15 protein-coding genes are annotated in these 14,147 nt (G+C 64.4%); 6 read left to right on the top strand and 9 right to left on the bottom strand.

The features are described from left to right. Positions 1 to 10: 10 nt before the first annotated feature. Positions 11 to 427, top strand: a complete 417-nt coding sequence (locus tag JQ635_RS31035) for an ASCH domain-containing protein (RefSeq protein WP_211413589.1) — start codon at positions 11 to 13, stop codon at positions 425 to 427. A gap of 78 nt (positions 428 to 505) precedes the next feature. Here JQ635_RS31035 and JQ635_RS31030 read toward each other — a convergent pair whose 3' ends face one another. The 5 genes from JQ635_RS31030 to JQ635_RS31010 form a co-directional block, all read right to left on the bottom strand. Continuing rightward, entirely contained in the window at positions 506 to 793 is a 288-nt protein-coding gene (locus tag JQ635_RS31030) for a hypothetical protein (RefSeq protein ID WP_211413588.1), read from the bottom strand. Between the two features lie 308 nt (positions 794 to 1,101). Continuing rightward, positions 1,102 to 1,917 (bottom strand): enoyl-CoA hydratase, encoded by an 816-nt coding sequence (locus tag JQ635_RS31025; RefSeq protein ID WP_211413587.1) that lies wholly within the window; start codon positions 1,915 to 1,917, stop codon positions 1,102 to 1,104. A gap of 120 nt (positions 1,918 to 2,037) precedes the next feature. Beyond that, entirely contained in the window at positions 2,038 to 3,387 is a 1,350-nt protein-coding gene (locus JQ635_RS31020) for a L,D-transpeptidase family protein (RefSeq protein ID WP_211413586.1), read from the bottom strand. Positions 3,388 to 3,794: 407 nt separating this feature from the next. Next, positions 3,795 to 4,166: a helix-turn-helix domain-containing protein gene (locus tag JQ635_RS31015; protein ID WP_020608151.1), complete on the bottom strand. Its 372-nt coding sequence runs from the start codon at positions 4,164 to 4,166 to the stop codon at positions 3,795 to 3,797. A 30-nt stretch (positions 4,167 to 4,196) separates the two neighbouring features. Then, on the bottom strand, positions 4,197 to 5,243 hold the full coding sequence (locus tag JQ635_RS31010) for a LysR family transcriptional regulator (protein ID WP_211413585.1): 1,047 nt from the start codon (positions 5,241 to 5,243) through the stop codon (positions 4,197 to 4,199). Between the two features lie 484 nt (positions 5,244 to 5,727). Between JQ635_RS31010 and JQ635_RS31005 the strand changes: the two genes are divergently transcribed. Both JQ635_RS31005 and JQ635_RS31000 read left to right on the top strand, forming a co-directional pair. After that, positions 5,728 to 5,994 carry a hypothetical protein gene (locus tag JQ635_RS31005; protein WP_129271976.1) on the top strand — a complete coding sequence of 89 codons (267 nt, stop codon included), beginning with the start codon at positions 5,728 to 5,730 and terminating at the stop codon, positions 5,992 to 5,994. Between the two features lie 203 nt (positions 5,995 to 6,197). After that, entirely contained in the window at positions 6,198 to 6,929 is a 732-nt protein-coding gene (locus tag JQ635_RS31000) for a cytochrome c biogenesis CcdA family protein (protein WP_211413584.1), read from the top strand. A gap of 9 nt (positions 6,930 to 6,938) precedes the next feature. On the opposite strand, the gene JQ635_RS30995 is transcribed toward JQ635_RS31000, so the two are convergent. Beyond that, positions 6,939 to 8,150: a 3-hydroxybenzoate 6-monooxygenase gene (locus tag JQ635_RS30995; RefSeq protein WP_211413583.1), complete on the bottom strand. Its 1,212-nt coding sequence runs from the start codon at positions 8,148 to 8,150 to the stop codon at positions 6,939 to 6,941. A 21-nt stretch (positions 8,151 to 8,171) separates the two neighbouring features. Continuing rightward, positions 8,172 to 8,726: a MarR family winged helix-turn-helix transcriptional regulator gene (locus JQ635_RS30990; protein ID WP_211413582.1), complete on the bottom strand. Its 555-nt coding sequence runs from the start codon at positions 8,724 to 8,726 to the stop codon at positions 8,172 to 8,174. 177 nt (positions 8,727 to 8,903) lie between these two features. On the opposite strand from JQ635_RS30990, the gene JQ635_RS30985 reads away from it, so the two are divergent. Genes JQ635_RS30985 through JQ635_RS30975 form a run of 3 tightly spaced genes read left to right on the top strand, consistent with a single transcriptional unit; the run spans position 8,904 to position 11,824 of the window. Continuing rightward, the gene (locus JQ635_RS30985; RefSeq protein ID WP_211413581.1) at positions 8,904 to 9,971 is read left to right on the top strand and encodes an amidohydrolase family protein; all 1,068 of its coding nucleotides are present in this window, start codon (positions 8,904 to 8,906) and stop codon (positions 9,969 to 9,971) included. Further along, entirely contained in the window at positions 9,940 to 11,295 is a 1,356-nt protein-coding gene (locus tag JQ635_RS30980) for an MFS transporter (protein ID WP_211413580.1), read from the top strand. Before JQ635_RS30985 ends, JQ635_RS30980 begins: the two co-directional genes overlap by 32 nt. 55 nt (positions 11,296 to 11,350) lie before the next feature. After that, positions 11,351 to 11,824 carry a DoxX family protein gene (locus JQ635_RS30975; RefSeq protein ID WP_211413579.1) on the top strand — a complete coding sequence of 158 codons (474 nt, stop codon included), beginning with the start codon at positions 11,351 to 11,353 and terminating at the stop codon, positions 11,822 to 11,824. 71 nt (positions 11,825 to 11,895) lie between these two features. Here JQ635_RS30975 and JQ635_RS30970 read toward each other — a convergent pair whose 3' ends face one another. Together JQ635_RS30970 and JQ635_RS30965 are read right to left on the bottom strand one after the other, a co-directional pair. Further along, positions 11,896 to 12,813, bottom strand: coding sequence for an MBL fold metallo-hydrolase (locus tag JQ635_RS30970; RefSeq protein WP_211413578.1), 918 nt, complete (start codon positions 12,811 to 12,813; stop codon positions 11,896 to 11,898). 90 nt (positions 12,814 to 12,903) lie between these two features. Beyond that, positions 12,904 to 14,106: an NAD(P)/FAD-dependent oxidoreductase gene (locus tag JQ635_RS30965; protein WP_211413577.1), complete on the bottom strand. Its 1,203-nt coding sequence runs from the start codon at positions 14,104 to 14,106 to the stop codon at positions 12,904 to 12,906. Between the last annotated feature and the right edge of the window lie 41 nt (positions 14,107 to 14,147).

Here is a 14,147-nt window from a genome sequence, read left to right as displayed (position 1 = left end):
AAGGAAGCGGATGAGCAGGCAGGTCCCCGAACGCTATCGACACCTCCGGACGTTTGCTTTCGGCGACAGTCCCAGGCTCGCGGACGAATTGCTCGATCTCGTCGTCAGGGGCATCAAGACCGCAACTTGCAGCACGGAAGACGAGCCGAACACGTCTACGCCCGGCGAGCGCTGGGTCGTGCTCGATGGACGGGGAGAACCGTGCTGCGTCATCGAATCTACCGAGATCACATATCGGCGCTTCCATGAGGTCGACGCCGCTTTTGCCTATGACGAGGGCGAAGGCGATCGAAGCCTGGCCTATTGGCGCAGCGCTCATCGCACCTATTTCGGCCGGCTCGGACGCTTCAGCGAAGACATGATGCTCATGTGCGAGCGCTTTCGCCTGATCGAGGTCTTCGGCGATCCGCCGGTCGCGAGATCATAGCCGAGCGGCTCCGCGTCTGCGCCTTTTGTATGTGCAAAGCGTTGCGCAGGAAAAGGGGCCTCACGGCCCCTTCATCATTTACCAGCGGTGCCAGTGGCGGTGGCCGTAGCCCCACGGACGGGGGCCGTAACCGTAGAAGCGTCGCGGGCCGCCATAGTAGCCGTAGGCGCCATAATAGTTCGGGCGCCACCAGCAGCGGCCCCAGGCGTTGCAGACCATACGCACCTGGTCGACGTCGGCAGCCGGGCCTTTTGCAATCTGGTCCGCCTGCGGAATGCCGTTCGGCATTGCCGCAAGCGCCGGTCCCGAAGCGAGCGCCATACCGCCGATGGCAGCCAGACCCAGAACAGCAAGTTTGAGTTTCATCGCAATCTCCCTCGTTGGTTGCGGGAGAACTAGCGACAGATCAATTGGTTGCTACCGCAGCGCAGGCGGGAGAGGAATTTAATCTTGCTGAACGAGGGTTCAGCCTGCTCAGGAATACGGTTCCAAGTTCTGTGGTTCGATCTCTCCACGACGTCATTGCGAGCCACCGGGTCCGCGCGAAGCGCGGCCCGATGACAGGCTCCGCGAAGCAATCCAGAATCCCTGTGCGGAGGCAGTCTGGATTGCTTCGTCGCAAAGGCTCCTCGCAATGACAGTGGTGAGAGACGCGCGCTCGCAATGCGCCTTGATTACTTCCCCTGGAACTTCGGCTTGCGCTTCTCCATGAAGGCCTGCCGGCCCTCGCGGAAATCCGCCGAGTCCATGCATGCGGTGCCGATCGCCTTGATCGCGTCCATGTCGCGTGCGCTCTCGTCCTTCAAGACCTGTGCGATGGTGATCTTGGCGGCCTTGATCGCGAGCGGGGCGTTCTGCGAGATCGTCTCGGCAATCGCCATGGTCTCGCCCCAGAGCTCGCCCTCCGGGAACACGCGCTCGACGAGGCCGATGCGCAGCGCTTCGGCGGCATCGATGCGCATGCCCGTGTACATGAGAAGCCGCGCCCAGGACGGGCCGACGAGCGACACCAGGTGCCGCAAGCCGTCATAGCCATAGGCGATGCCGAGCCTCGCCGCGGGGATCCCGAACTGGCTGTCCTGCGAGGCGATGCGGATGTCGGCGAGCATCGCGACCTGCATGCCGCCGCCGAGGCAAAAACCCTGGATGCAGGCGATGGTCGGCTTCGGATAGTCGGCAAGCAGGGCGCGCTGGGCGACGCTGCGTCTGGCATATTCCTCGGACGCGGCGGCGTTGTGACGGGTTTTTTCGAACTGGCTGATGTCCGCGCCCGAGACGAACGCCTTGCCGCCGGCACCGCGCAGGATCACGACGCGCACCGCGTCGTCGTCGCGCAAGGTCGTCAGCGCCTCGCCAAATCCCTCCCACATCTCCAGCGACATCGCGTTGCGCTTGTCGGGATTATTGAAGGTGATCACGCCGACGCCGTCGGTGGCGTGCTGGAGGATCTTGCCGTCGGCGTAGGATTTTTCGTTGGAAATCTCGGGCATCGCGCGCTCGCGTGTTGTTGGCGAGGCGCAATGTGCGGCCGGGCCGAGGCCGGGGTCAACCGCGGCAAGGGATGCGGCTCCGCATCCGCCTGTGCCGCGATTGCATGGCGCGAGAAGCGCCTATTGCGTCACATGCATGTGCGCAGTCAGCGGATGGTCGGCGGCCTTGCCAAAGAACGCCGCCTCTTCGGCTGTCGCCTCCAGCAGCTGCTCGTCCTGGTTATAGACGTCGTTGCGGAACTGGATGGTCTGGTCCTTGGTCATCCAGGCCGTAAGATAGATCCAGGCCACCGGCACCTTCTTCGCCATGGCGACCTCGAGGTGCTGGCCACTGGCGATCTCCGCGTCGATCGCGGCGCGGCTCCATTTCGGCTGGTCCTTGAGCAGCCAGGCGGCGAGGTCGCGCACATTGTCGACGCGCGAGCAGCCGTGGGAATCGAAGCGGTAGTCGTCGCTGAACAAATTGCGCTGGTTGGTGTCGTGCATGTAGACCGAATAGGAATTCGGCATGTCGATCTTGACGGCGCCGAGCGCGTTGAAGGTGCCGTTGTGCTGGCGCACGGTGAAGTTCGGCGTGTGCGTGCCCGACCAGTCGACCGAATGCGGATCGATCGGATTGTCGTGGGCGTCGAGCACCTCCATGTGCATGCGCGACAGATAGGTCGGGTCCTTGCGCATATGCGCCGAGATCTCGGTCTTGGCGATCGAGGCCGGCACCGTCCAGGTCGGGTTGAGAACGACGCTGGTGATCTGGGCCGTCAGCGTCGGCGAGGGCTTTTCGGTCTTGCCGACGATGACGCGATAGCGCCGCACCACGACGTCGTTCTCGACCGCTTCGGCAAAGGCGGCGGGGATGTTGACCACGACATAGCGCTGGCCGAAGCCGAAATTCATGTTCTCGAGCCGCTCGAGCGAGGCCTCCAACTGGCGGATGCGCTTCTGCACGGAGACGTTCATCGCCGCGATCGTGCGCGGCGTCACGGCGCCGGTCGGCGCGAGGCCGTGACGCGCCTGGAAGCGCTTCACCGCGTCGGCGAGATCCTGGTCGAAGGCGCCGCTGGCCTTCTCGGTGGCGAGATCGCCGGAGAGGATCAACCGCTTGCGCAAGAGATCGTCGCTGCTGCCCTGGACGCCGAGCGCGAATTTGGCATCCGCGGGGATCGTCGGCCAGCCGCCGCGCACGGCGAGCGCGGAATAGCTGAAGGCAGCCTCCTTGATGCGCTGGGCGGAGCCTTCGTCATAGGTCGGCTCGTGCGTCAGCGCGAGCGCCGCGGCCGAACGGCTTTCCGGCGTTGAGGCGGGCGTCGTTGCGGTTTTCGGCGCGGCCGCGTGGGCCGGATTGGCCGTGGCCGGCACTGTCCCGGCCGTCGCCGGCTTGGGCGTGGCCTGTCCAACGGTCTCGGTTTGCGCCAGCGCAGAGGCGCTGGCGAGCACGCCGACGGCAATGATCATCGCATGGCGTTTCGACATGTGTCCCATCTTCCCCAAGAGAGCGAGGCCCGAACGGGCACTCGTATTGGCAATTTTCGGCCGCCGCGCTGCGTACGCCGATTCGTGAAATCGGCGGAAAATTAGGGCGCCATTGTTGAGGTCCCATTAAGCACGGCAGTCGAAAGCTCCGTGCGTCCGCCCGCGGAGTCTCTCGATTGGGTCGCGGCAAGGCCGCAATCGGTTCGCGAAAACCGCCGGGCAGGGGGAGAGAAAGGGCAAAAAAAGGGGGCGGTCAGGCCGCCCCGAAAAATGAAGGCCGCGCGCGGATTGCGCGCAGGTCAGATCTGATTCAGAAGATCCGATCCAGCCGATCTCGTCCAATCCGGCCGCGCCCCCGCGACGCGGCGGATTGAACGTTGGCCGTCAAGGCCAGTCCGTCGATCGGCTCAGCTTTCGTTGGCTGCGATCGATTCCATCAGCGAGACGAGCTGACGCTGCACCGTCTGGTCCTTGATCTTGCTGTAGGCGCGCAGCAGGCGGAGGCTGAAAGCCGAATCGAGGAAGAGCAGGCTTTCGACTTCGCGTGCCTTGTTGTCGCCGTCATAGAAGAAGGTCACGGGCACGTCGAGGGCGGATGCGATCTGCTGCAGGCGGGCTGCGCCGACGCGATTGACGCCCTTCTCGTATTTCTGGACCTGCTGGAAGCTCACGCCGAGCTTTTCACCGAGCTCGGCCTGCGAGATCTTCATCTCGACGCGCCGCAGACGGATCCGCTTGCCAAGCTCAATGTCCGGCTTGCCGGCACTGCGCTGCTTCATTCTTTTCGCCGCTGTTTTCATAGTCGTTTCTCACCGTTCTTCGGTTGAAAATCCCCCGAAGAGCTGGGTCAGGGGTTCGCCCATATACGAGTCCTTGAATTCATGCGGATGCACGAACTCTTCCTTAAACCACGGGAAGCGAGCCGGATTGAAAGCCTCGATCAGCCAGTCAATCATGTGCCGTACGCGCGGGATGCGGCCGCTACCGGGATGGTAGGACAACCAGATATCCAGCGGTCGGTTCAATTCGACCTCCAGTGGAATCAACTTCCCGCCAAGCGCAATGGCGTAACTCGGGAATACGCCGATTCCGGCGCCATTCGCGACCGCCCAGTAATTGGCGCTTGAGACGTTCGTCTTCATGACCAGAAGGTCACGTTCCTGAACGCCCGGGAAGAAGCTCTCAAAAGTCTCCTTGGCGGCGAGCTGGTCGGCGAATTGCAGCACCAGGCGGTGCTTGATCAATTCATGGGCCGAGCGCGGCGTGCCGTATTTCTCGAGGTATTTCTCCGAAGCCCAGAACATCAGATGCATGCGGCCGAGCCGCACCAGCTTGACGTCGAGTGCCGAAGGCCGGGACAGATGGATGGCGACGTCGGCCTCGTGGCGCGAGACGTCGGCCGAGCGCATCGCGCAATGCAGGTCGACCAGGATCTTCGGATAGGCCTGCTGGAATTCGACCAGGCGCGGGGCGAGCCAGAACGTGCCGAGACCCTCGGTGACCGCGACGCGGACCTCGCCGGACAGGGCATTGCCGGTCGAATCGCTGGTGCGCAACACATCGAACGCGGCTGCTTCCATCCGCTCGACGGCGGAGACGACGAGCGCGCCCTCGTCGGTCAGATGAGTGCCATGGACGTCGCGGGTGAACAGAGTGGTGCCGGTCTGGCGCTCGAAATCGTCAATGCGGCGGCGGACAGCGTTGATCGACAGCGACAGCCGTTCGGCTGCCGAACGGAAACTTCCGCAGCGGACGACTTCCAGGAAGATGCGCGCCGCATCCCAATCTGAGAGGCCGCTGAGATTTGTTTTTAGGCGTTCCTCTGGAGGAACGCCCCTTTCCGCCAAGGAGTGCATACAAGTCCCTTCAGGCGGCTAAACTGGCAGAATCTGGCGCAAACCACAACCACGGCGGGTTGCGGGGTGACGAGTTTTGAACGTCATCCTTACTGCCTCGCGGGTGGTATCATGGTGCGGCCGCGGGCTGGGAATCGGGCAGACGATCGCCTGAATTGAGGGGTGTCGCGTGAGTTCCGTTGCGAGCCTTGAGATGGCTGCGGGATTGTCGGCGCTGTCCGCAATGGACGTTCTTGCGCAGATGGCGCTTCCAACTCCCGGAATGGATCAATCACAGCGTAGCGGGCGTTCTATTGCTGCCTGCTTCGATGGCGGCCAACGGTGCGGCGCGCCGATGTTCGTCGGAACCGCGGATTCATCGCAGAAACACATTGAAATCATGTTCAGAGGCGCAGCGGCGTCGTGTTATCCTTGGTCTCCCATGGGGGCCAGAGGGGTCGTCGCAAATACGTCTCACAGGCCGAATTAACGGAAAGAACGCCCGGTGTCGCATTCAGACGAACAGTTGCAGTCGGTGCTGGAAACGCTCGAGGAGTGCCGCAGGGCGCTCAACGAGATGAACAGTCGTGAGTCGGCCGAGCTGCTGTCGATTGTCATCCTCGACGTGCGGATGAAACTCAAAGGAATTGACGGCGCCGATCTCAAGGCGCTGTGCGACGAAATGCTGCGGAGCGCCGGAAGCGAACCGCAGCCCCCTTCCAAGCAGACGCAGGACCAGCCCCGGCGTCCGCTGCTCCGCGTGGTGAAGTAGCCGCGCCGCCTGGTCTCGCTTTTTGGCGAGATTTGTGCGCGTCCCGATGCCGCATCTGTGATCACGGACGGCATCGGGAGGAGCCCTGGTTTTGTGCGCATCTGTTGCGCATTCCTCGGCATCGGCTACACCAGAGCCGGTGCTCCGGGCCGCGCGCATTCCCCGCGTGCCGCACTGGGGCCTGAGATGGCTCCGACTGTATCATGCAAAATGTTTCGATCCCGGCGGCGCTGATTGCCGGCCTCGTCAGCTTCCTCTCCCCTTGCGTCCTGCCGCTGGTTCCGCCCTACCTGATCTATCTCACGGGCGCGACGATCGAGCATGTCGAGAGCGAGGAGCCGGCCGCGGCCTCCAAGCGCGCAATCATGATGTCGGCGCTGCTGTTCGTGCTCGGCTTCTCGACGGTGTTCGTGGCGCTCGGCGCCAGTGCCTCGCTGATCGGCGGGCTGATCCGGGCCTGGTCGGCCGAATTGTCGATCCTTGCCGGCATCGTCATCATCATCATGGGCCTGCACTTCCTCGGCCTGACGCGCATCGGCCTGTTGATGCGCGAGGGCCGGCTGCCGATCCCCAAGCCCGTCGGCCTCTGGGGCGCCTACATCATGGGGCTGGCCTTCGCCTTCGGCTGGACGCCCTGCATCGGCCCGATCCTGGCTGCGATCCTCTCGATCGCCGCGGCCGAAGCCACGGTGACCAAGGGTGCCGGCCTGCTCGCGGTCTATTCGGCCGGCCTCGGCATTCCCTTCCTGATCGCTGCGCTGATGATCGAACAGTTCTCCACGCTGTTCGCGCGCATGAAGGGCCATCTCGTCAATGTCGAGCGCGCCATGGGCGTGTTGATGGTGATCACCGGAATCGGCTTTCTCACCGGCGCGGTCTCGAATGTGAGCATCTGGCTGCTCGAGACCTTCCCGGCGCTGCAGACGATCGGGTAGCACCGAAGGCTACGCAATCTTCCTTGTCGTGTCCGACGGCCGTTCGGTGAACGGATCCTGATAGAGCCAGGCCAGGTTGTCGCAGAAGCGCTCAAGGCTGGTCTCGCGCATGAGCTGATTGCGCAGCAATGCGTGGACGCCCGCCGGATGATAGACGTGCTCGCCGAGCTCGCGTGCCTGGAGCTGGACCCGCGCGGTGCGCAGCATCCGGGCATTTCTGTATCGCTCCAGCGCGTGGGCGACATCGCCTTCGGCCTCGTCGAGCTCGTCGGCCAGACAGACCGCGTCTTCCAATGCCATGCAGGCCCCTTGCGCGAAATATTGCAGCATCGGATGGGCCGCATCGCCCAGCAGCACGACGTGCCCGTCGATCCAGCGATCGGTCGGGTTGCGATCGCAGGTCACCCAGGCCTTCCAGTCCTTGCCGTGATGAATGATCGCCTTCGCGCGGGGATGCACGTCGCGAAAACCTTCGAGGACCTGGTCGTGCGTCACGGGCCTGGCGGCGAAGGCCTCTGCGGGATCGTTGTGGCAGGTGATCGCGAGGTTGAACACCTTCCAGCCTGACAGCGGATAGTGCACGAGATGGCGCCTGGCGCCGGCCCACAGCGTCGCCGCGTTCCAGCGCAAATCCTCCGGCATCTGCTCGGTCGGGATCACCGAGCGATAGGTGGTGTGGCCGGCGATCCGCGGCGCGCCGTCGCCGACCATTTGCTGGCGAATGCGGGAACGGAGTCCGTCCGCGCCGATCAGCAAACATCCGTCGATGCGCTCGCCGGACTTGAGCAGGGCCGTGGCCCGCGCGCCATTCTGCTCATAGCCGACGACGTCGCAGTCGGTTCGTAAGGTGACATTGGGATGCGCGTCACATGCGCGGACGAAGATGCTGTGCAGATCGCCGCGATGAACCACGGCATAGGGATTGCCGAAGCGCCGGCGGAAATAGCTGGTCAGATCGATGCTGGTGATCTCTTCCGCCGAGATCGCGTCCATCAGGCGGAGCTGATCGATGAAGACCGCGATCTGGCGCGCGGCGTCGCCGAGCTCGAGGCGATCGAAGGCATGAAACGCGTTGGGGCCGAGCTGAATGCCGGCGCCGATCTCCTGATAGCGCGATGCGCGCTCGAGGACCGTGACCTGGAAACCCCTCTGCGCCAGCGCGATGGCGGCTGCAAGTCCGCCGATGCCGCCGCCTGCAATGATGATGGGATCCTGTCGCATGTCCTCTCCTTGATCGCTTCTCTATTTTCTCGATGTCTTGCCGCGAGGCAGGCTGGCCTTGCTGCGCGTCTCCGCGCGTTCGTCGCGAACGTCCTTCGTCCGCGCCGGCGGCGCGACGGTGATCAGACCGGCTTCGACTTCCTGCTCGAGCCGATCGATATTGTGATAGAGCTCGACCAGCACGCGCTTGAGCTCGGCCGCTTCCTTCGCGGACATGCCGCCGGTGACGACCTCTTCATAATAGGCGGCGAGCGGCATCAGCCGTCCGGCGAGCTCGGCGCCCTTGGGCGTCAGGGCGACCTGGAGGCTGCGCTGGTCGTTCTCCGGCCGGTCGCGCGTCAACAAGCCCACGCGGCTCATCTCCGCGACGATGCGCGACAGGGTGGATACATCGGCCGAAGTGAGCTCGGCGATCTCGCCGAGGCGCAACGGGTGCCCTTGCTCCGAGAGCGCGGCCAGCACGCGGTACATCGGCAGCGTCAACTTCTCGTGACGGATCACGCGCGTGAACAGATCGCCCATGCGTACGCCGAGACGGGCGAGCAGATAGGGCAGCGAATTCGAAAATCGATACATGAGTTTAGGTCCGGGCTTGGGTCCTGGCGGGAGAGCTCCGCCCGGAATAAGCGCCAACCTTCGCATGTGCAATATTTGCGATTCAATCATTTGCAAATGCAACTTTATCATTGACAAGTATTTGCGCCGGGTGCTTTGCTTTGTCAACGCCGAAAGCAAAGCCGAAGGAACGACGCCATGCAGGGCAAGATTGCGCTCGAGGAGCATTTCGCGATGGACGACACCATCCAGGACAGCGCGGGCTTCGCGCCGGCCCAGGACTGGATCGAGCTCAAGGCGCGGCTGCTCGACATCCATGAGCGGCGGCTTGCGGAGATGGACGCCCACGGCATCGAGCTGATGCTGCTGTCGCTGAATGCGCCGGCAGTGCAGGCGATTCCGGATCGCAATCGTGCGCTGGAGCTGTCGCGCCGGGCCAACGACTTTCTCGCCGAGCAGGTCGCAAGGCGGCCCGATCGCTTCCAGGGACTTGCGGCACTGCCGATGCAGGACCCCGAGGCGGCCGCGCGCGAGCTCGATCGCTGCGTCAGCGCGCTCGGATTTCGCGGCGCGCTCGTCAACGGCTTCAGCGAGCTCACCGGTATCGATCATGCGATCTATTACGATCGCAAGGAGTTCTGGCCGTTCTGGGCGGAGGTCGAGCGCCTCGGCGTTCCCTTCTATCTGCACCCGCGCAATCCGCTGGCGAAGGATGCGGCGATCTACGAGGGGCATCGCTGGCTGCTGGGACCGACCTGGGCGTTCGGGCAGGAAACTGCGGTGCATGCCTTGCGTCTGATGGGCTCAGGCCTGTTCGACGCCTATCCCCGGCTACAGGTGATCCTCGGTCACATGGGCGAGGGGCTGCCTTACTCGATGTGGCGGGTCGACAATCACAACAAGTGGATGCGCACCCAGAACACCTATCCGGCGCGCCGCAAGATCGCCGACTACTTCAGGGAAAATTTCTACATCACCACGTCGGGCAATTTCCGCACCCAGGCGCTGATCGACGCGATGCTGGAGATCGGTGCCGACCGCATTCTCTTCTCCGCCGACTGGCCGTTCGAGAACATCGACCACGCCGCCCAATGGTTCGACGCCGCCACGATCTCCGAAGGCGACCGTCTCAAGATCGGCCGCGACAACGCACGCGTCCTGTTCGGGCTCGGCGAGACAAAAATCCAATCTGCCGCAGAGCAGAGGACGTCACCAATTTCAATGGAGGAAACCCGTGAGCATCTCGTCCGAAATCGACGTGCATGAAGAATTGTCCGGCGCCGCGATCGGTCCGTTTCACAAGTTGCTCGGTGTCCTGATCACGCTCATCACTTTGTTCGATGGCTATGACACTTTCAATCCGGCCTATGTCATTCACTACGTGGTCCAGCCCTGGGGACTCGCACCAAGCCAGGCGGGGCTGCTGGTGAGCTCGGGTCTGATCGGCTTCCTGTTCGGTGCGATCGGTCACGGCAGCATCGCCGACCGCCTTGGCCGGCGCGGCACGCTGCTCGCGGGTCTCTGGATCGTCAATGTCTTCACATTGCTGACCGCCATCCTGGCGAGCGATTTCTGGAGCTATTGCGCGCTTCGCTTCGTCACCGGGCTCGGCCTCGGTGTGCTGCTGCCGCTCGGCACGACCTTTATCAACGAGCTCGCGCCCAAGCGCGTCAGCAACACCTTTTCGCTGTGGGGCGTGACACTGGGCTGGTCGCTGGGTGGCGTCTGCGCCGGCCTCGTCGGCGTGTTCCTGACGCCGCAACATGGCTGGCAGATCCTCTATTATGTCGGCGCGCTGTCGATCCCTTTGACGTTCGTCGCTCATGCGATTCTGCCCGAAAGCCCGCGGTTTCTGGCGGCGCGGTCGCGTGTCGAGGAACTGCGCGCCTTGCTGGCGCGGCTGCGGCCGGAGCGGGCGGCTGTCTATGAGACTGCGACGTTCAAATCAGACGGCAATGTCCCGCAGAGCACGATCGCGGCCTTGCTGAGCCCGCGCTATCGCCGGATCTCCCTGACCATCTGGGTCACGGCCTTCCTCAGCCTGTTCGCGATTTTCGGTCTCACCGGCTGGATTCCGACCGTCATGCTCAAGCGCGGCGAGACCTTTGCGGCCTCGTTCGGCTTCGGCGCCCTGATGCAGGCGATGTCCTTCATCGGCGGCCTCACGCTTGCGATGCTGGCCGATCGCAATTTTGCGCTGACGCCCCGTTATCTCGCGACATGGTGGCTGAGCGGCGGGATCGCCGTGTTGGCACTCGTTTTCGTCAGTGGCCACGGCGTCAATCTCGCCATCGTCGCGATTGCGGGTTTCTGCATCATCGGCGCCCAGCACGTGCTGAACAATTTCACCGCCGGTTCGTACGAGACCTGCTTCCGCGCCAGCGGCGTCGGAATGGAGCTGGGCATCGGCCGCGTGGGGGCAATTCTAGGCCCTTACGTCATCGGCCTGTTGCAGCAGGTCACCGGCGGTCCGGACGCTGTGTTCTGGGCGATCGGCGGCGCATCGATCGTCGGCGCGCTGGCGATCGGCTCGCTTGGCATGGCTGCCGCCAGTCGTCTTCCGCGCGCCGATGTGGCGCCTGCGGAGTGATCATCGCCGGCCGCATGCGGCCTTATTGACCAAGTCCTGCCAAAGGAGATCTGAAATGCCGACATCCACCCGTTTCGCCGACATGGGGAAGCCCGCTGGTCCGTTCGAGTCCTGGGCGCTCCTGCTCGCGCGGGTCGCGATCGCTCCGCTGTTTCTCTACAGCGGCACCGGGAAGGTGCTGGCATTTGCCGCGACCGCCGGGCGGCTTCCCGGAGGAGCCGACGGATTTGGTACCGTCCTTGCCGCAGGCGCGCTGTCGGTCGAGATTGGATGCGGCATGGCGCTGCTGCTCGGCTTGTTTGCGCGGCCGGCAGCGTTGATCCTGTTCCTGTTCACCATCGCGGCCACGCTGATGTTTCACAATTTCTGGGCGGCGCCGGAAGCGCAAATTGTCACCCAGACCATCAACTTCCTGAAGAATCTCGGCCTGCTCGGCGCGCTTGCCTTGATCGCGACCTACGGACCAGGTGCCTATAGCGCGCAGGCAGCCATGAAGACCGGCCCGAAAGGTGTCCCCGGGCTCTCGTGATGATTTGAACCGGGCGCGCACTCACGAATGTCATGAGCGCGCGCCCCGGCTTAGCTTGGCTCGACAAGCCGTCAGTAGTCCCAGAACACCGGCACCCAGCGGAAGGCTTCGCCATCAACCGCCACCCGGCCCACTGACGGGAACGGCAAATGCGTGGCGACCAGCATCTCGCCGGTCTCGGCAAGCTCTCGCAGCAGGTTGATGCGAACGCGCGCCGCTTCCTCGGGGTCGTGCTCGAAGCCGTTGTGCCAGTCGGGCTGCTCGAACCCGACCGCAAACACGGCGTCGCCGGCGAAGGTCAGTGCGTCGCCGCCGGACGCCACGCGAACCACGCTGTGGCCGGGGGTGTGACCGCCGGTCCGGCGAGCGATGACGCCGGGCGCAATCTCCTGCGTCTCGTCGAATGTCCGCAACTGAGGGCCGTACTCCTTCACGAAACGCTTGGCGGTCGCGCGGAGCGCGTCCGGAAAACCCTGCGGCATGTTGGTGTGGGAGAAATCGGGCGCCTCCCAGAACTTGACCTCGGCGGCCGCGACGTGGATGCGCAGGTCCTTGCGCAGCCGCTCCTTCACGCCGTCGACGAGCAGCCCGCCGATGTGGTCCATGTGCAGATGGGTCAGCACGAGGTCAGTCACGGACGACAGATCGATGCCGGCGGCTTCCAGTCGCCTGGCCAACTGCCCGGCCCGCGGCAGGTGCAAGTTCGGATCGGAGCCGAGGCCGGCGTCGATCAGGATGGTCTTGTCGCGGCTGCGCACCATGACCGCATTCAGCGCCCAGTCGAACGCGTCCTGCGGCAGGAACATGTCGTGCAGCCAGGCCGCACGCTCGGCCGGGGCGGCGTTGTGCGCGAGCATCGTGGTCGGCAGCGGCAGCACGCCGTCGCTGACCACCAGCACGTCGATCTCGCCGATCTTGAGTGCGTAGCGCGACGGCACCAGCTCTTCGGGGCCCGATGACTGGGGATATGAGGTGTTGTGCAGGTTCATGTTCGTCTCCTGTTGCGTGGAAGGCTTCTGGCTGGGTTTGGTTGAGCGGGCCGCGCAGCCAGGGCGCGCGGCCGCCGTCGCTTCACGTGCCTAGAGATCGGTCACACGCTCCGGATCGGCCGAGGCGAGCGCGGCGGCGCGCTCGGCCTTCGGCGGATAGATCCAGACGGTGTTGATCTCCCGCTTCGTCTTCTTGGCGACGTCGCCGACCATCTCGACCTTGCGTTCCCAGCCGCGCGTGAACAGCGCGCCGGCTTCGCCGAGGTCGAGGCAGGTGACATAGGCCTTCTGGTGATAGGGCCTGGTCGGAACGCCGAGCAGCTCCGCGGCGGCGTTGTTGCCGGCAAAGGCGCCCATGCGCGTGGCATGCTGGCAAGACATCAGCGCGTAATTGCCGTCGTCGTCGCAGGCGGCGCGGGCGGCATCGCCTGTGGCGAAGACGCCGGCGACACCGGGCACGCGCAGATCGCGATCCACCAGCAGCCGGCCGAAATTGTCGCGCTCGGCGGGGATCTGCGCCGTCAACGGCGCGGCGCGGATGCCGGCAGCCCAGACCACCGTCTCGGTTTCGATGTGCTCGCCGGTCGAGAGCGTCACGCCGGATTTGTCGAGCGAGGCGACGCCGGCCCCGAGCCGGGTCTCGACGCCGAGCTTGCGCAGGGCATCCTCGATGAGCGGACGGGGGCCTTCACCCATATCAGGCGCGATAGCGCCATTGCGCTCGACGATGATCACGCGTGTCTTCGAATCCTTGCCGAAGATCTTGCGCAGGCGCGCGGGCAACTCGGTCGCGGCTTCGATGCCGGTGAAGCCGCCGCCGGCGACGACGACCGTGTCGCGTCCGTTGACGGCGGGCCGCTCGGCGAGACCATGCAGATGCCTGTCGAGCGCCACGGCGTCATCGAGCGAGTCGACGCTGAAACCGTGCTCGGCAAGGCCGGGAATGTTGGGGCGGAACAGGCGGCTGCCGGTCGCGATCACCAGGCGGTCGTAGGAGAGGGTGCGTGGGCCCCTGGGAGACGTGATCAGCACCGTCCGCGCTTCGGTGTTGACAGTCTCGGCGCTGCCCTGGATGTAGTTGACGTCGATCGCCTTGAGGACGTCGAGCAGCGGCGCCGTCAGGGTTTCCGGCTTCGGCTCATACAGCCGCGGGCGGACCACCAGCGTCGGCTGCGGCGCGATCAGCGCGATCTCGAGATCGTCAGGGGAGGCGCCCTGGATGTCGCGCAGGCGGGCGGCGGAGAGGGCGGTGTACATGCCTGCAAAGCCGGCGCCGATGATGAGAAGTCGCATGTGGTTCACTCCTGGATTCGATTGATCGGGACAGACGTGCG

Source organism: Bradyrhizobium iriomotense, from assembly GCF_018130765.1.
Lineage (GTDB): Bacteria > Pseudomonadota > Alphaproteobacteria > Rhizobiales > Xanthobacteraceae > Bradyrhizobium > Bradyrhizobium iriomotense_A.
The sequence above is the reverse complement of the archived record's forward strand: the minus strand, read 5'-3'. Positions and strand labels throughout refer to the sequence as shown.